Here is a 15,988-nt window from a genome sequence, read left to right on the forward strand (position 1 = left end):
CAGCGCCAAGCCGCTGCCCGCCGTCCGCCAAAAGACGGCCGAATGCCCGTTTCCTGAATGCGCAAAACCTGCCGGAGATTGTCGCCGCCGCATACCGCCGGGTACAGTCGCGCCACTGCTTTCACTCGGGGTGCCCCCCGTACCCCCCGGAAACCAGATCCTGCTGCCGAGGCGAGAGAGACGTTGGTGAACGACCAGCAACCCCACGCCGGGTACGGCACGTACCCCACCGGCAGCTTTGACACCGATCCGCTCTTCGGCGGACTGCCCGGTACGGACAGTCCCAGCGGTCAGTACGACACCTCCCAGTGGGACACCGGCTCCTCGCAGCACGTGGCGTACGACGCCTACACCGCGCACACGCAGCAGGGTTACGACTCCACCGGCACCTGGTCCCATCTCGGCGGCTACCCGCAGAGCGCGGACATCCCCGCCCAGGGCGGCCGCGCTTCGTACGACACCGGCTCGTACGACAACGACGCCATGGTCACCGGGCAGTGGGACGCGAGCGCCTGGAACCAGGCGGACCAGGTGCATCAGGCGCACCAGGATCCGTTCGAGACCGGCCAGTTCGACGCGACGCAGTTCGCGTACGCGGCCGACTCGTCGTCGGGGCACCAGTGGCAGGCGTACGACCCGAGCACTGAGACCGGCTCCTTCGACTCCGCGGCCTTCGAGACCAGCTCCTTCGAGACCAGCTCTTTCGAAACCGGGGCCTTCGACGCCACCGCCTGGAACTCCGCCGCGGCCGAGTCGCCGGAACCGGCCGCCGCACCGGCCGACTTCGCGCAGGACACCTCCTTCTCGCAGGACACCGCCTTCCCGCAGGACACCGCGCTCCCGCCGGACGCCGCCTTCGCTCAGGACACCGACCTCACGCAGGACCAGGGCCGGGACACCGACTTCAGCACCGCCGAGTTCCCCGTGGTCTCCCCCGACGACGTGCACCCGCACGCACACGACGCGGGTGACTCCGGCCCCGGCCCCGAGCCGGAACCCGCGGCGGCCGGCCCCCGCGCCGCCCGCCGAGCCCCCGCGAGCCGCGGCCGCCGCCGCACCCCCGCCAAACGCTCCGCGCTCCTCACCGTCGCCGTACCCTCCGCCTGTGTCATGGGCGTCGCAGGAGTCGCCGCCGCCTCCGTGGGCGGAATCGCCGGTGCCGACGAGTCGAAGCCGAAGCCGACGACCATGGCCGCCGCCGACCCGGCGACCGTGAAGCCCGTCGCCGTCAACAACAAGCTCGACACCCAGCTCGCCGGACTGAGCGCCGACGCCCGCGACTTCGGCGACCGCGCCAGCCGTACGCAGGAACGTATCGACCTCAAGGAACGCCAGGACGCCGAGAAGAAGCGCAAGGCCGAAGAGGCCGCGCGCAAGGAGGCGGCCCGCCCCAAGTACGCCCTGCCCGTCGCCCAGCACGGACTCAGCGCGTACTACGGCCAGGCAGGCGTCAACTGGGCGGCCGTGCACACCGGCATCGACTTCCCCGTCGACCTGGGCACGCCCGTGATGGCGGCGACCGACGGCACGGTCAGCGCCGAGTTCAACAGCGCGTACGGCAACATGATGAAGGTCGTCTCGCCGAGCGGTGTCGAGACCTGGTACTGCCACCTCTCCACCACCAAGATCCGCTCGGGTCCCGTGAAGGCCGGCGACGTCATCGGCTTCTCCGGCAGTTCCGGGAACTCCACCGGGCCGCACCTCCACTTCGAGGTACGACCGGGCGGCGAGTCCGCCGTCGACCCGCTGGCCTGGTACCGCAGCCACGGCCTCGACCCGACGACGTAAACCCCCGGCACCGTTCGTACGGAAGGCCTACGGGAAAGGGCCCGCACCGGACATCCGGTGCGGGCCCTCATTCGTACCTGTGCGGAGCTACAGCTTCTCGACCGGCGCGTACCGCAGCAGCAGCTTCTTCGGGCGCTCGCCGCCGAAGTCGATCGTGGCCTGCGCGTCCGAACCCGACCCGGTCACCGTCATCACCGTGCCGAGGCCGAACTGGTCGTGCGTGACGCGGTCTCCGACGGCGAGATTGATCACCGGCTTCTCCGCCGCACGCCGGGTGGCGAAGCCCGAAGGGCCGCCCCGGGAGCGGGAATTGGCCAGCGAAGAGGACAGCGAGGACGCCACCGAGCCCGCCTTGGAGCCGGAGACCGGGCCCGCCGGGATCTGCGCGCCGGTGCGCTTCCACTCCAGGTGGGTGTCCGGGATCTCCTCCAGGAAGCGGGAGGCCGGGTTGTACGAGGGTTGGCCCCAGGCGCTGCGCATGGTCGAACGGGTGAGGTAGAGGCGTTCGCGGGCGCGCGTGATTCCGACGTACGCCAGGCGCCGCTCCTCCTCCAGCTCCTTGGTGTTGCCCAGCGAGCGCATGTGCGGGAAGACGCCGTCCTCCATGCCGGTCAGGAAGACGACCGGGAATTCGAGGCCCTTGGCGGTGTGCAGCGTCATGAGGGTGATGACGCCGGAGCCGTCCTCGCCCGATGCGTCAGCATCAGATTCAGCAGGTGCGTCGGGGATCTGGTCGGAGTCGGCGACGAGCGCGACCTTCTCCAGGAAGTCGGAGAGGGTGCCGGGGGCTTCGCCGTCGTCGTCCCCCTGGTTCTCCTGCTCGAATTCGAGGGCCACCGCGGCGAGTTCCTGAAGGTTCTCGATGCGGGTCTCGTCCTGCGGGTCGGTGGACGCCTGCAGCTCGGCGAGATATCCGGTCCGCTCCAGTACGGCTTCGAGGACGGTGGCCGGTCCTGCTCCGGACTCGACGATCGTACGGAGCTCCTCCATCAGCGTGTTGAACCGCTTGACGGCGTTGGACGAGCGGGCGGCCATTCCGTACGCCTCGTCGACGCGGCGCAGGGCCTGCGGGAAGCTGATCCGCTCGCGCAGCGACAGCGCGTCGATCATGGCTTCGGCGCGCTCGCCGATGCCGCGCTTGGGCACGTTGAGGATGCGGCGCAGCGGGACGGTGTCCTCGGGGTTCGACAGCACGCGCAGGTAGGCCAGGATGTCCCGGACCTCCTTGCGCTCGTAGAAGCGGACGCCGCCGACGACCTTGTACGGCAGGCCGACCCGGATGAAGATCTCTTCGAAGACGCGGGACTGGGCGTTCGTACGGTAGAAAACGGCGACGTCGCCGGCCTTGGCGTCGCCCGCGTCGGTGAGGCGGTCGATCTCCTCGGCGATGAACTGGGCCTCGTCGTGCTCGGTGTCCGCGACGTACCCGGTGATCTGGGATCCGGCGCCGGCGTCGGTCCAGAGGTTCTTCGCGCGGCGGTTCTCGTTGCGCTCGATGACGGCGTTGGCGGCGGTGAGGATGGTCTGGGTGGAGCGGTAGTTCTGCTCCAGCAGGATCGTCTTCGCGTCCGGGTAGTCCTCCTCGAACTGGAGGATGTTGCGGATCGTCGCGCCGCGGAAGGCGTAGATCGACTGGTCGGCGTCGCCGACGACGCACAGCTCACCGGGGGCCTTGCCCTCGCCGGAGGGCCCGACCAGCTCCCGTACCAGCGTGTACTGGGCGTGGTTGGTGTCCTGGTACTCGTCGACCATCACGTGCCGGAAGCGCATCCGGTAGTGCTCGGCGACGTCGGGGAACGCCTGGAGCAGATGCACCGTGGTCATGATGATGTCGTCGAAGTCCAGTGCGTTCGCCTCGCGGAGGCGGGACTGGTACATCGCGTAGGCCTGGGCGAGGGTCTTCTCGAAGCCGTCGGCGGCCTGGCCGGCGAAGGTCTCCTCGTCTATCAGCTCGTTCTTCAGGTTGGAGACCTTGGCGCTGAAGGACTTCGGCGGGAACTTCTTCGGGTCGATGTCGAGGTCGCGGCAGACCAGGGCCATCAGACGCTTGGAGTCGGCGGCGTCGTAGATCGAGAAGGAGCTCGTGAAGCCGAGCTTCTTGGACTCGCGGCGCAGGATGCGGACGCAGGCGCTGTGGAAGGTGGACACCCACATCGCGTTGGCGCGCGGGCCGACCAGGGCCTCGACGCGCTCCTTCATCTCGGCCGCGGCCTTGTTGGTGAAGGTGATCGCGAGGATCTGGCCGGGATGCACACCGCGGGCCGCGAGCAGGTGCGCGATGCGATGGGTGAGCACACGGGTCTTGCCGGAACCGGCTCCGGCCACGATGAGCAGCGGCGATCCGGCGTGCACGACGGCTGCGCGCTGGTTGTCGTTCAGCCCGTCGAGCAGGGCCGCCGGGTCGACCACCGGGCGGGGGGCGCCGTCCCGGTAGTACGCGTCGCGGGGCGGCGGCGGGCCGTCGAAGGCGCCCTGGAAGAGGTCGTGCGGAACCTCCTCCGCGGGGGCACCGTCATCGGTGTCCTCCGGGGGAGGCGGGGCCGCGTCGTCCTTGTGCTGGAGGTCGGCCAGGAAGCTGTCGTCAAAGAGGCTGCTCATCGCCTACCGAGTCTAGGCGGCCGCACTGACAGCAGGTCCCGGTTTCCGCCACCACCGTCCGTGACCTTGCCCAGCACCACCCGCGACCACCTTCCGTGACCCGACCCTCACCGCTTGCAAAGGTCACGAAAATGTATCGGGCATATCGAACATCAGGCTTCCCACCCGTCACGGGGATTGGCTACGGTGCTGCGCGAGCGGCCCGTACCCCCCTCGGCGAACCGCGCCGGAACGGTGCCCTCACGCCGAATTCGCGCCGCCCGCACGGTGGTTCGGAACCGGGGACCCACACGCATCACCGGGGTGAATCGGCCCGTCCCCCACACACACCTGGGCCGTAGGGCACCTTCCGTCAGTCCGCCCGAACCCGACAGCTAACCCGGTAGGCGGTCCACGGAAGGAATGCCTGCTTTGGCATCGCATCGCAAGCCGCGTACCCGCGCCACGTCGCTGATACGTTCCACCGCTCCCGGATTCGGCGTCACCACCGCCGCCCTGGTCACCGTCGGCCTGGTCGCCCAGTCCGCCCAGGCCGCGCCCACCGCACCCGCCTCGCCGAAGCCCTCGGTCGAAGAGGTGCAGAAGAAGGTCGACGACCTCTACCGGCAGGCCGGGACGGCGACCCAGAAGTACAACGCGGCCAAGGAAGCCACCCGGCAGCAGAAGGAGAAGCTCGACGGGCTCCTCGACGACGTCGCGCAGCGCACCGACAAGCTCAACGAGGCCAGGCGGGCGCTCGGTACCTTCGCTGCCACCCAGTACCGCAGCGGATCGGTCGGTTCCACGGCCGCTCTGCTCCTGGCGCACGACCCGCAGTCGTACTTCGACTCGCGGCGGCTGATGGCGCGGACCACCGATCGGCAGAAGAAGCTGGTCGCCGACTACAGCGCACAGCAGCAGTCCGCCGCGAAGCACCGGGCCGTGGCGACCCGCGGTCTGGAGCGGCTGACCACGTCGCAGGCCTCGCTGCGGGAGTCCAAGCAGGACGTACAGGACAAGCTCGGGCAGGCGCGCGGGCTGCTGTCGCGGCTGACCGCCGAGGAGAAGGCCAAGCTCGCGGAGCTGGAGCGCAAGCGCGAGGCGGAGGCCAAGCGCAAGGCGGAGGAGCTGGCGCGGCAGCAGGCGGAGGAGGCGGCCAGGGAGAAGGAGCGGGAGGAAGAGAAGGAGAAGGAGCCCGGGCAGGGGTCCGGATCCGGGTCGGGTACCCGTACCGGTACCGGTACGGGCACAGGCACGGGCACGGATTCCGGTAGCGGCTCGGGCTCCGGCAGCGGCTCTGACTCCGGCTCCGGCTCCGGCTCCGGCTCCGGAAGCTCGTATTCCACGAAGGCCGCGAAGGTGCTGGACTTCGCCCGCGCCCAGATCGGCAAGCCGTACATCTGGGGCGCGACCGGCCCCTCCTCGTACGACTGCTCGGGGCTGTCCCAGGCCGCCTGGCGGGCCGCCGGGGTGACCCTGCCGCGGACCACCTGGGACCAGGTGAAGGTCGGCACCCGGATCGCGACGAAGGACCTCAAACCGGGTGACCTGGTGTTCTTCTACGACGACATCAGCCACGTCGGCATCTACAAGGGCAACGGAATGATGATCCACGCACCGAAGCCGAACGCGAAGGTGCGCGAGGAGTCGATCTACTACATGCCGATCTACGGGAGCGTACGGCCGGCCTGACCGGTCCCGCCGGAACTCAGGTCCAGAGGACGGCGACGAAGATATTGACCGCCGTCAGCCCGCCGACCGCGCCGAACAGCGCCTTCTCCACCTTCTCGTCATCGCGCTTGACGTAGACGAGGCCCAGGATCACCACCAGGATCGCCAGCTTGATGCCGAGCTTGACGTTGTTGAGGGTGTGGTCCTGGGCCTGGTTGAGCCCGACCAGGGCGATGCCGGTGACCAGCATGGTCAGCGCACCGTGCAGCATCGGGGGCGTGAAGCGGGCGGTGCCCGCGCCCATCGCCTTCATCTGGGTCAGGAAGCCGCCGAGGAGCGAGGCGATGCCGATGATGTGGAGTCCTACGAAAACATTGATCAGTACATCCATGGGGCGGAGCCTAGCCAGGCGTTAGCAGGGGGATCGCGGCAGGGCGGGCCATTCCGTCCCATCGATCACAGTGGGCGCGGAAGTGGTGATTCCGCATCCCAGTCGTCGATCATCTGCGATCAGCACTCGCCCTCTTCCTGCCATTAGCGCTCATTCGAAGGCTGTGCCGTGACGCCCAGGTTTAGCGTCCCTCCCCAGACGGCCGACTCCCCTCCCCCACCGGCCGGACGGACCCGTGGAAGGACGTGAACGCCCTCGTGGCAGCGCACCGGAAGCCCAAGCAGCGCTCACTCACCGGCAGTACCGTTCGTACCGCCCGCACCACCGCGGTCACCCTCGCACTGGCAGGGGCCGCGGGCACCACCGCACTGGAGGGCACCGCACAGGCGGAGCCGACGCTCACTCCGGCACAGATCAAGTCGAAGATCGACAAGCTGTACCACGACGCCGAGGCCGCCACCGAGACGTACAACGGCGTGCAGGAGAAGGCCGAGCGGACCAAGAAGTCGCTCGACCAGCTGCGGGACGAGGCAGCACGCAGGACGGAGCGGCTCAACTCCGCACGCGGCTCGCTCGGTTCGCTGGCCGCGGCCCAGTACCGCACCGGGGGCATCGAGCCCGCGCTCCAGGTCGCGCTGACCTCGAACCCCGACCAGTATCTGGAGCGGGCCGCGATCGCCGGGCGGGCGGGCGACCGGCAGGCCGTCAAGGTGCAGGGCGCGCAGCGGCAGGTGGCCGAGATCGCCCGCCTGCGCGGCAGCGCCGGTCAGAGGTTCACCGAACTCGCCGAACAGCAGGGCGAGTTGAAGAAGCAGAAGGCGGAGATCCAGAAGAAAATCTCCGGCGCGGAGGAACTGCTCTCCCGGCTCACCGCCGACGACCGTGCCCGGTACGCCGCCCAGGACGGGCACGGCGAGGCGGGTGGCGGCGACCGTGCCAGTCGCGGGGATCGCACCGAGATGCCTCGCGGCGACGTCCGGGCACCCAACGCCCGTGCCTCGCAGGCCGTTTCGTTCGCGTACTCCGCTCTGGGAAAGCCTTATGTCTGGGGTGCCACGGGCCCCTCCTCCTTCGATTGCTCGGGCCTGACCCAGGCCGCCTGGCGCTCTGCCGGGGTGGCGCTCCCGCGCACCACCTACACCCAGATCAACGCGGGAGAACGCGTCTCGCGTTCCCAACTCGCGCCGGGAGATCTGCTTTTCTTCTACTCCGGCATCACCCATGTCGGGCTGTACATCGGCGAAGGCAAGATGATCCACGCCCCGCGGCCCGGTGCCCCGGTGCGGATCGCACCGATCGACGAGATGCCGCTGACGGGGGCGACACGGCCCGCGTGAGGCCCCCTGCGCAATGCCCCCTGATCGACAGGGTCGGCCACTCTTCCCGGGGTAACCGCCTCTATGAGGCCGTGGCCGCCACGGCCTCATAGAGGGAGGCACAGTCATGCCGGGCATCATCAGCAGGATCAAGAGTTACGCGCGCAGCCCGCAGGGCCGCCGGACCATCGCCCGAGGCCGCCGCGAGGCCGCGAACCCGCGCAGGCGCTCGCAGGCCAGGCAGCTCCTGGGCCGACTGCGCGGCGGGCGCGGCCACGGCCGGCAGTACTGAGAACCGGCACCGAGCCGACACCGGCGGCCCGCACTGTGGCACCGGCGGCCCGCACTGCGGGACCGGCGGCCCGCACTGCGGGACCGGCAGCCCGTACTGACCGCCGGTACTGGACCGTCGGCGCCGACCGCCGGTACTGACCGAGGGTGGCTGCCTGCCCGGTTGCGGCGACTACTTGCCCAGCTGCTCCGACAGCCACCGGAAGACCTCCGGCACCTGCTGCTTCCACACGCTGGTGCCGTGGGGCCCGGTCAGCTTCACGGCCCGCACCGTCGTCGGTGCCTTCGCCTCCGCCTTCATGGCGGTCCCCGCCTCGAAGCCGTCACCGGCCGCGCCCGACATGAACAGGGCGGTGCGCGGCGGCTTCCCCGCCTTGTTCGCCGCCTTCAGCATCATGTACGGGTTGTTGGCGCGCCGCAGTTCGGGGGTCGCGGCGGTGAGGGCGGCGGGCTCGCCCTTCGGGTCGTTGAAACCGGAGAGGCTGACGCCCGCGCGGTAGCGGTCCGGGTGCGCGACGGCGAGCTTGGCCGCGCAGTGCGCGCCCGCCGAGTAGCCGCCGACGGCCCAGTCCGCGGCCTTGTCCGAGGCGCGGAAGGTGTCGGAGACCATCTTCCGCACGTCGACGCTCAGCCAGCTGTCCGCGTTGACCTTGCCCGGGATGTTGGCACAGCCGGTGTCGGTCTGGTCGCCGAGCAGGGTGGTGCGGGGCGAGACCAGGATGAACGGCTTGACCTTGCCCTGCTCCATCAGCGGCCCCAGCTGCTTGTTCACCTCAAGGGTGCCGAACCAGGCCTTCGCGGACCCGGGGTAGCCGGGCAGCAGCTGGACCACCGGGAACTTCTTGTCCTTGTACGCCGGATCGTCGTACTGCGGCGGCAGCCACACGTACACCTCGCCCTCGACCCCGGAGATCCGGCCCTTGAGCTCGGTGACCTGGACGCCCGCCCCCATCCTGGCGTCGTCGACCGGCTTGAACTTCGCGGCTTCCTTCGGCTGCTCGGACAGCTTCTGACCGCCTATGCCGTCGGGGCCGAGGTCCGCCGCCGTCCCCGCCCGGTCCGTCGTACCGAGCAGGTCCTCCCAGCTGTCGTACAGCCCGTTGGCGTTGTTCACCCCGACGAAGACCACCGTGATGGCGGTGACCTGCGCGAACACCAGCATCAGCAGCCGTACGAAGCCGCGCACGGCGGCGGGTCCGCGCACCCGGCTCCACAGGGCCAGCGGCAGGACGACCGCGACCACGAGCAGGGCGATCGCGGTCACGAAGAAGGGGGTCCCGGTCAGACTCATCACGTGGGTACTAGATGGCCCGATCGCCACCGCGGTTGCCCCTTTTCACGTGTCTGTCACCTGACTCACACCCCTGCCGCACCTGAACGCCCGGTGAAGCCGCAGGTCAGACCAGCCGTCGGGCGGTCGCCCAGCGGGTCAGCTCGTGCCGGTTGGACAGCTGGAGCTTGCGCAGCACCGCCGAGACGTGCGACTCGACCGTCTTCACGGAGATGAACAGCTGCTTCGCGATCTCCTTGTAGGCGTAGCCGCGCGCGATCAGACGCAGCACCTCGCGCTCCCGCTGGGTGAGCCGGTCCATGTCCTCGTCGGCCGGCGGCGCGTCCGTCGACGCGAACGCGTCCAGTACGAACCCGGCCAGCCGCGGCGAGAACACCGCGTCCCCGTCCTGTACCCGGAACACCGAGTTCACCAGGTCGGCGCCGGTGATCGTCTTGGTGACGTACCCGCGTGCGCCGCCCCGGATGACGCCGATGACGTCCTCCGCCGCGTCGGAGACCGACAGCGCCAGGAACCGCACCGGCCGCTCGGCGTCCGACATCAACGGCGCGCACCGGCGCAGCACCTCGACCCCGCCGCCACCCGGCAGGTGCACGTCGAGGAGGACCACCTCGGGCCGGGTCGCCGTGATCACGGTGACGGCCTGGTCGACGTCGGCGGCCTCGCCGACCACCTCGACGCCGGTCGTCCCGGTCTGGCCGATCTCGGCCTGCACCCCGGTGCGGAACATCCGGTGGTCGTCGACCAGCACCACCCGTACGTGCCGGGCCTGTCCCTGCTCCGTCTGTGCGCTCTGCTCGGTCATGCGTCCGCCGCCCTCTCCATCTCAAGCTCGACTTCCGTGCCCCCGTCGGGCGCGGAACGCAGCCGTGCCGTGCCGCCGTGCCGTTCCATCCGGCCGATGATCGATTCTCGTACGCCCATCCGGTCGTCCGGAATCGCGTCGAGGTCGAAGCCGGGTCCCCGGTCCCGCACGGACACGAAAACCGTGCGGCCCTCAACCTCCGCGAAGACCTGTACCGCACCGCCCTCGCCACCGTACTTGGCGGCATTCACCATTGCCTCGCGTGCGGCCTGCATCTGTGCCGCCAGCTTGTCGTCCAGCGGGCAGTCACCGACCACCACCACCTCAAGAGGCACTCCGTGTTTGTCCTCCACCTCGGCTGCCGCGCGCTTCACCGCGTCCGCGAGGGTGGTGGGTTCCTCGTCCTCGTCCTTGCCGGTGCCCTCCGGCCTGTACAGCCAGTTGCGCAGCTCGCGCTCCTGGGCGCGGGCCAGGCGCCGCACCTCCGAGCCGTCGTCCGCGTTGCGCTGGATCAGGGTCAGGGTGTGCAGTACGGAGTCGTGGACGTGGGCGGCGACCTCGGCCCGCTCCTGGGCGCGGATGCGCATCAGGCGCTCCTCGGACAGGTCCTGAGTCATGCGGACGAGATAGGGGCCGGCCAGCAGCCCGATGCCCGCGATCACGGCGAGCGCGGCCGTCAGTACGTTGCCCAGCTGGGCGGCCGAACCGCGCACGACCAGGAAGACCGTGAGGCCCACCCCGACCAGGGCGACGCCCGCGAGACCGCGCAGTACCTGGAGCATCCGGCGGCGGCTGCCGCCCTCCGTCCAGTGCGCACGGCGGGCGTTGTCGGCCTGCCGCCACACCAGGACGACACCCGCACCGGTCAGCAGCAGCGGCCACACGTACCGCCCGGAGCCGGCCGTGTCCACGTTGCTGACGAAGATCGCGGCGCCGATGCACAGGGCGGCCAGTGCGGCGATCTGCCCCTTGTCGGGGATCCGCAGCCTGCGCCGCCCGTCGGGGAGGGTCTCGAAGGCGCTGCGCGGCTCGGCGCCGACCCCGCCGACCCCCAGCGGCACGAAGAACCAGAACCCCGCATACACCAGCGCGCCCAGCCCCTGCATCAGGAACAGGGCGAAGAACGCGATCCGCACCCAGACGACCGGCAGCCCCAGGTGCCCCGCGAGACCCCGGGCGACCCCGCCGAGCATCCGCCCGTCCGCGCTGCGGTAGAGCTTGCGCGGGGGCGTGGCCGCCGGGTCCTGCTCGGCGGTGGGCGGGCGGGCCGCTCGGCGGCTCGGGGCGGTGGACGACATGCCTCGATGGTCACACGCCCGCAGGTCCGGGCACATGGGGGAAAACCCCAGAATCCCCTGAGGAATACCGCAGGGCGCGGCCTGCGGAAATCAGGGATCAGCCAGGGTCGCCCCAGGTGCCGCGGGCGGCTGATGCCGGTCACCATGGGGCGTATGACAGAAGTCCACGACGAACCGGTGGCCGCCGCGCCCCGGGGCCCGGCGGGTCCCGCGGATCCGGCCGACGGGCCCAAGCCCCAGCTGCGCCGCAGCCGCCGCCACAAGGCGGTCGGCGGTGTCTGCGGCGGGCTCGGCCAGTACTTCGACGTCGACCCGGTGATCTTCCGTGTCGTGCTCGCCGTGACCGCCGTGACCGGTGGCATCGGGCTGATCGCGTACGGCTTCGCCTGGCTTCTCGTCCCCCAGGAGGGCGACGAGGAGAACGAGGCGAAGCGGCTGCTGACCGGCCGTGTCGACGGCCCGGCCCTGATCGCCGTGCTGCTCGCCCTGGTCGGCTGCGGAATGTTCCTGTCGATGCTGCACAACGGCGGCGCCTTCGGGTTCTCCGTCATGCTCATCCTGGTCGTCGGCGCCAGCGCCGTGTGGTCCCGGCAGCGCCGGGCCGCCGCTGCCTCCTCGGAGGAACCGGGTGCCACGCAGGCCGCCGACGTGGCGGCGCCCCCGGAGACCAAGGCGCCGCCGATTCCCGGCGCCCCGTCCTGGTGGCGCGACCCGATCGTCAAGGACGGCACGACCGGGCCCGTGCCGCACGGCTACCTCTGGGGGCCGTCCGCAGAGCCCGCGGACATCCGCCCCTCGAAGAGGAACGGGGGTGCGGTGCGCCGTGACCCGCGTCCCCGCTCCTTCGGCGGCCTGACCTTCTTCGCCGCGCTGCTCGCCGGCGCGGCGGGCACGGCCGCGACCTGGGACACGGAGCCCCTGGGCACCAGCCTGGCGACCGGTCTGGCGTGTGCGCTCGCGGTGTTCGGGGTGGGCCTGCTGCTCGCGTCGTTCCTCGGCCGGGTCGGCGCGGGCACGATCTTCCTCGGTCTGCTCACGGCCGGCCTGCTGGCGGCCGCCACGACCATCCCCAAGAACATCACCACCGACTGGGCCCGCACCGACTGGCGTCCGGCGACGGTCGAGGCCGTCCAGCCGAGGTACGAACTCGGTGCCGGCGAGGGTCTCCTCGACCTCAGCAAAGTGGTGGTGCCGAAGGGCAGCACCCTGACCACCAGGGCCGAGGTCGGTGCGGGCACCCTGCGCGTCGTCGTCCCCAAGGACGTGACCGTGCAGGTCGACATGGAGGTGGGGGTGGGCGACATCGAGCTGCCCGGTCAGAGCCCGGAAGACATCGACATCCGCACCGACCAGCAGCAGGTCCGCACCCTCGACCCACCGCCCGACGCGAAGCCCGCGGGCACGGTCTCCCTGCACCTCGAAGTCGGCGTCGGACAGGTGGCGGTGGAACGTGCTGCGTCATGACTTCCTGCCCGGACGCGCGGTCCTGGGCCTCACCTTCCTGACCGCGACCGTGCTGTACGCAGCCGATGCGAGCGGCACCTGGGACACCCCGTGGTGGACCCTGCTCCCGGTGATCGTCTGCGGCCTCTTCGTGGCGGCGACCGCCGGCTGGATCGGTTACGGCATCCGGCGGCGGCGCAAGGCGCGCATCGCGTCCAGCGAGAACACCGACGCCCCGGCGAGCACCAGTGGCAGCCACGCCATCAGATAGGCGAGGTCGTTGCCGTAGTAGTACGGCGTGCTCTGCCAGCTGACGGTGAGCCACAGGCTGAGCGAGATCAGCGCCCCGCCGACGGCGGCGACGCGTGCGAAGAGGCCGAGCAGCGTGCCGATGCCGACGAGGAGTTCCCCGATCGCGATGGCGTGGCCGAAGCCTTCGGGGGCCTTCAGCGCCAGGTCGACGAGCCAGGGTACGGCGGAGCTGTCGCGCACCGAAGCCATCAGGGCGCCGATCGAGCCGTCGCCGCTCGCGGAGAGGAACGTGCTGTCGGTGAGCTTGTCGAGGCCCGCGTAGATGAAGGTGATGCCGAGGAAGACCCGCAGGGGCAGCAGCGCGAAGCGGCTCGCGCTGTGCTTCCAGCCCCGCGGTTCGTTCGTCCCGTACGCGCGTGTGCTGCCCGTCCCGTACCCGTATGCCATCGCCCGGCCCTGCCTTCCTCGCGCCTCACGTCCCGTCACCTGACCATACGTTCGACGGGCGGGCGGGGCTCAGTCCGTGATGTCGACCAGGCAGCAGTTCGTCTCGACGCCGGCCGCCGTCACCACCTGCACCTCGACCCGGCCGGGCTCCACCTCGACGGGGACCGGCACGGTCAGCGCGCTGTCGGTCGGGTTGGCGAACCCGCCGGGCACCGGCACCAGCGGGACGTGCACATGGACCGTCCCGATCCGCACCACCATGCGGGCCAGCCGGTCCGGGGTCTGCGCCCCGGGCGGTACGAAGCCCGCACCGCGGATCTCGATGTCGTCACCGGTACGGACGGGGCCGTCGAGGTCGCCCGCCTCCCTGGCCCGGACGACGGACAGCACGACCGGACGCCCGCCCTCCGCGTACTTCCCGGCGAAGTACGTGGCCGCCGACACCACCACGAGGAGGGCGAGCCCCCACGGCAGGTCCGGCAGTTGCTCGGGCCGCCTGGCGAGTCGTACGGCGGAGAAGACGACTGCCACGGTCGACACGAGAACGTACTGGACGTCGCCGAAGTTCCCCCGCCCCGAGTCGTCGGTCAGCAGGTCCGCGGCGCGCGGCCGGTCGGCCCGCACCTTCTGGAGGGTCTGCTTCAGCACGCGCACGCCCACCACCCGCCGTACGATCACGGCGATCGCGCAGGTCAGCGCGAGGACGGTCAGCACACCGGCACCCCGGGCCAGTTCGAGCCCGGCGATCAGGGCGTCGCGGTCGGCCGGGTTCGACGCGCCGGCCAGCTGCACGGCGAGCACCAGCACCGCGAAGACCACGAGCAGCACCCAGGACGCGGCGACGGCGCGCGAGGTGGAGAGCCGGTTGTCCTCGCCGATCAGCGGGGCGAGCAGCCCGCCGCGCGCCCGGTGCACCCTGGCGGCGCCCGTCAGCAAAGTGGCGGTGACGAGAGCGGCGACAAGCCCCGCGGTACGGGCGACGGTCCACCCCGCGCCGATGGCGGTGAACGCCTCCACCAGCGCGAGGACCACCACGGCTCCCCACACCACGAACAGCGTCCGGCGCCACAGCATGCGCAGCCAGACCTCACCGGCCTCGCGCGAACGCTCCGCGACATCCCGTGCGGACTGGGTCAGTTCGTCGGAAACCCACTGCCGGGACGCTCCCGCGGAGTGCGCGACGGCGGCGGGCAGCCCCTCCCCCGTCGCCAGTTCGTCGCGCTTGGCCAGGAAGGCGGCCACGGCGCGCCGGTGGCCCTCGCGGGCACCGTTCGGGCAGTCGCCGCAGACACAACCTCCGCCGTGCCCGCTGCCGTGCGTGCTCTGTCTTGCCTCTTGCACTGCCACGGCAGCTGCCGCCCTTTCCCCGTCCGAACCACTGACCACACGTCAACGTGCATGCGCTGAAAGGAAATTGTGCCGCACGGAAGGGGTGGCGCGGCCCATGGGGAGGCGGGGCGGAGCGATGGGCCGGTCAGTGGATCGACCGCGGGTGGTCGCCGGGCAGAGGGTGCGAGGCGATCCGCCCGGCGACGTCGTTCACCGGGTCGTCCGGGGCTCGCGCGCTCACCCCAGGAGCTCGGGCTCCGCCCTGCTGATCCGGCGCCACATCGACTGGTAGTTGATCCATGCGACGAGGTCGCCGCCGATCTGGTCGCGCGTCTCGACGGCCTCCTTGTGGCCGATCAGTACGGGCTTCCCGGCCGCCCGCGCCGCCAGCTGCACCTGGCAGGAGCGCTCCAGCGTGTGGAACCACCAGGCCGCCGCGTCCACCGAGTCCCCGACCGTCAGCAGCCCGTGGTTGCGCAGCACGACCGCTTTGTTGCCGCCGAGCGCCGCGGCGATCCAGCGGCCCTCGGTCGGGTCGACGGCGACGCCCGTGTACGCGTCGTAGAGCGCGTGCGACTCGTAGAAGGCGCAGGACTCCTGGGTGATCGGGTCGAGGAGCTCCCCGAGGGCGGCGAAGGCCCGCCCGTGCACGGAGTGGGTGTGCGCGACGGAGACGACGTCGGGGCGCGCCTTGTGCACCTGGGCGTGCACGGTGAAGGCGGCCTGGTTGACGTGCCGGCTCCCCCGCACGACCTGGCCGTCCCCGTTGACGAGGATCAGATCGCTCACGGTCACGTCGGCGAAGGCGAGCCCGAAGGGGTTCACCCAGTAGCAGTCGGCGTATTCGGGGTCGCGTGCCGTGATGTGCCCGGAGACGCCCTCCTCGTACCCGTACGAGGCGAACACCCGCAGCGCTCCCGCCAGACGCTCCTTGCGGTACCTGCGTTCGTCGGCCGGGTCGTCGTGGACGGGCGGCATCGCGAAGTCGAGCCGGTCCAGGGGTACGGGCGGGGGCGCGGGTATCTCGGCGGTCATGGGGCGGAAGCTACCTCCTGGTACTACCGGAAACCAGGGGTGCGCGGCGGTGGC

At 70.8% G+C, this 15,988-nt stretch carries 14 protein-coding genes and 1 riboswitch; of the genes, 6 read left to right on the forward strand and 8 right to left on the reverse strand.

Annotated features, from left to right (window positions below; translation table 11 throughout):
* Positions 1 to 186 precede the first annotated feature (186 nt).
* Positions 187 to 1,788: a M23 family metallopeptidase gene (locus ACH4SP_RS23475; protein WP_398417494.1), complete on the forward strand. Its 1,602-nt coding sequence runs from the start codon at positions 187 to 189 to the stop codon at positions 1,786 to 1,788.
* Positions 1,789 to 1,875: 87 nt separating this feature from the next.
* Here the strand turns inward: ACH4SP_RS23475 and pcrA are convergent, their stop codons facing one another.
* Complete coding sequence (gene pcrA, locus ACH4SP_RS23480) at positions 1,876 to 4,386, reverse strand: DNA helicase PcrA (RefSeq protein ID WP_398417495.1); 2,511 nt, start codon at positions 4,384 to 4,386, stop codon at positions 1,876 to 1,878.
* Positions 4,387 to 4,619: 233 nt separating this feature from the next.
* Positions 4,620 to 4,791, forward strand: a riboswitch (cyclic di-AMP (ydaO/yuaA leader).
* Between pcrA and ACH4SP_RS23485 the strand changes: the two genes are divergently transcribed.
* A complete protein-coding gene (locus ACH4SP_RS23485) occupies positions 4,789 to 6,057 on the forward strand; it encodes an NlpC/P60 family protein (RefSeq protein WP_398417496.1) in 1,269 nt (422 codons plus the stop codon). Its footprint overlaps the riboswitch before it by 3 nt.
* Positions 6,058 to 6,073: 16 nt before the next feature.
* Here the strand turns inward: ACH4SP_RS23485 and ACH4SP_RS23490 are convergent, their stop codons facing one another.
* Complete coding sequence (locus tag ACH4SP_RS23490; RefSeq protein ID WP_398417497.1) at positions 6,074 to 6,427, reverse strand: hypothetical protein; 354 nt, start codon at positions 6,425 to 6,427, stop codon at positions 6,074 to 6,076.
* A 257-nt stretch (positions 6,428 to 6,684) separates the two neighbouring features.
* On the opposite strand from ACH4SP_RS23490, the gene ACH4SP_RS23495 reads away from it, so the two are divergent.
* Together ACH4SP_RS23495 and ACH4SP_RS23500 are read left to right on the forward strand one after the other, a co-directional pair.
* Entirely contained in the window at positions 6,685 to 7,764 is a 1,080-nt protein-coding gene (locus tag ACH4SP_RS23495; protein WP_398417498.1) for an NlpC/P60 family protein, read from the forward strand.
* Positions 7,765 to 7,870: 106 nt separating this feature from the next.
* Entirely contained in the window at positions 7,871 to 8,035 is a 165-nt protein-coding gene (locus ACH4SP_RS23500; protein WP_398417499.1) for a hypothetical protein, read from the forward strand.
* A gap of 171 nt (positions 8,036 to 8,206) precedes the next feature.
* Here the strand turns inward: ACH4SP_RS23500 and ACH4SP_RS23505 are convergent, their stop codons facing one another.
* The 3 genes from ACH4SP_RS23505 to ACH4SP_RS23515 form a co-directional block, all read right to left on the reverse strand.
* Positions 8,207 to 9,325 (reverse strand): alpha/beta hydrolase, encoded by a 1,119-nt coding sequence (locus ACH4SP_RS23505; RefSeq protein ID WP_398417500.1) that lies wholly within the window; start codon positions 9,323 to 9,325, stop codon positions 8,207 to 8,209.
* Positions 9,326 to 9,431: 106 nt separating this feature from the next.
* Entirely contained in the window at positions 9,432 to 10,130 is a 699-nt protein-coding gene (locus ACH4SP_RS23510) for a LuxR C-terminal-related transcriptional regulator (protein WP_398417501.1), read from the reverse strand.
* A complete protein-coding gene (locus ACH4SP_RS23515; protein WP_398417502.1) occupies positions 10,127 to 11,428 on the reverse strand; it encodes a PspC domain-containing protein in 1,302 nt (433 codons plus the stop codon). The genes ACH4SP_RS23510 and ACH4SP_RS23515 overlap by 4 nt, the downstream gene beginning before the upstream one ends.
* Positions 11,429 to 11,581: 153 nt before the next feature.
* Between ACH4SP_RS23515 and ACH4SP_RS23520 the strand changes: the two genes are divergently transcribed.
* Together ACH4SP_RS23520 and ACH4SP_RS23525 are read left to right on the forward strand one after the other, a co-directional pair.
* On the forward strand, positions 11,582 to 12,892 hold the full coding sequence (locus ACH4SP_RS23520; RefSeq protein ID WP_398417503.1) for a PspC domain-containing protein: 1,311 nt from the start codon (positions 11,582 to 11,584) through the stop codon (positions 12,890 to 12,892).
* Positions 12,879 to 13,142: a hypothetical protein gene (locus ACH4SP_RS23525; RefSeq protein ID WP_398417504.1), complete on the forward strand. Its 264-nt coding sequence runs from the start codon at positions 12,879 to 12,881 to the stop codon at positions 13,140 to 13,142. Before ACH4SP_RS23520 ends, ACH4SP_RS23525 begins: the two co-directional genes overlap by 14 nt.
* On the opposite strand, the gene ACH4SP_RS23530 is transcribed toward ACH4SP_RS23525, so the two are convergent.
* From ACH4SP_RS23530 to ACH4SP_RS23540, 3 genes are all read right to left on the reverse strand, one after another.
* Positions 13,049 to 13,570 carry a DoxX family protein gene (locus ACH4SP_RS23530; protein WP_398417505.1) on the reverse strand — a complete coding sequence of 174 codons (522 nt, stop codon included), beginning with the start codon at positions 13,568 to 13,570 and terminating at the stop codon, positions 13,049 to 13,051. The genes ACH4SP_RS23525 and ACH4SP_RS23530 overlap by 94 nt on opposite strands.
* A gap of 69 nt (positions 13,571 to 13,639) precedes the next feature.
* The gene (locus ACH4SP_RS23535) at positions 13,640 to 14,917 is read right to left on the reverse strand and encodes a hypothetical protein (protein WP_398417506.1); all 1,278 of its coding nucleotides are present in this window, start codon (positions 14,915 to 14,917) and stop codon (positions 13,640 to 13,642) included.
* Between the two features lie 219 nt (positions 14,918 to 15,136).
* Positions 15,137 to 15,934: a class II aldolase/adducin family protein gene (locus ACH4SP_RS23540; RefSeq protein ID WP_398417507.1), complete on the reverse strand. Its 798-nt coding sequence runs from the start codon at positions 15,932 to 15,934 to the stop codon at positions 15,137 to 15,139.
* Positions 15,935 to 15,988: the final 54 nt, after the last annotated feature.

It is taken from the genome of Streptomyces sp. NPDC021093, from assembly GCF_044333135.1.
Classification (GTDB): Bacteria; Actinomycetota; Actinomycetes; order Streptomycetales; family Streptomycetaceae; genus Streptomyces.

Excerpts from the sequence above, each read along its gene's own strand:
- pcrA (WP_398417495.1), bottom strand. The coding sequence starts at position 4,386 with ATGAGCAGCCTCTTTGACGACAGCTTCCTGGCCGACCTCCAGCACAAG.
- ACH4SP_RS23485 (WP_398417496.1), top strand. The coding sequence starts at position 4,789 with ATGCCTGCTTTGGCATCGCATCGCAAGCCGCGTACCCGCGCCACGTCG.
- ACH4SP_RS23490 (WP_398417497.1), bottom strand. The coding sequence starts at position 6,427 with ATGGATGTACTGATCAATGTTTTCGTAGGACTCCACATCATCGGCATC.
- ACH4SP_RS23500 (WP_398417499.1), top strand. The coding sequence starts at position 7,871 with ATGCCGGGCATCATCAGCAGGATCAAGAGTTACGCGCGCAGCCCGCAG.
- ACH4SP_RS23505 (WP_398417500.1), bottom strand. The coding sequence starts at position 9,325 with ATGAGTCTGACCGGGACCCCCTTCTTCGTGACCGCGATCGCCCTGCTC.
- ACH4SP_RS23510 (WP_398417501.1), bottom strand. The coding sequence starts at position 10,130 with ATGACCGAGCAGAGCGCACAGACGGAGCAGGGACAGGCCCGGCACGTA.
- ACH4SP_RS23515 (WP_398417502.1), bottom strand. The coding sequence starts at position 11,428 with ATGTCGTCCACCGCCCCGAGCCGCCGAGCGGCCCGCCCGCCCACCGCC.
- ACH4SP_RS23520 (WP_398417503.1), top strand. The coding sequence starts at position 11,582 with ATGACAGAAGTCCACGACGAACCGGTGGCCGCCGCGCCCCGGGGCCCG.
- ACH4SP_RS23530 (WP_398417505.1), bottom strand. The coding sequence starts at position 13,570 with ATGGCATACGGGTACGGGACGGGCAGCACACGCGCGTACGGGACGAAC.
- ACH4SP_RS23540 (WP_398417507.1), bottom strand. The coding sequence starts at position 15,934 with ATGACCGCCGAGATACCCGCGCCCCCGCCCGTACCCCTGGACCGGCTC.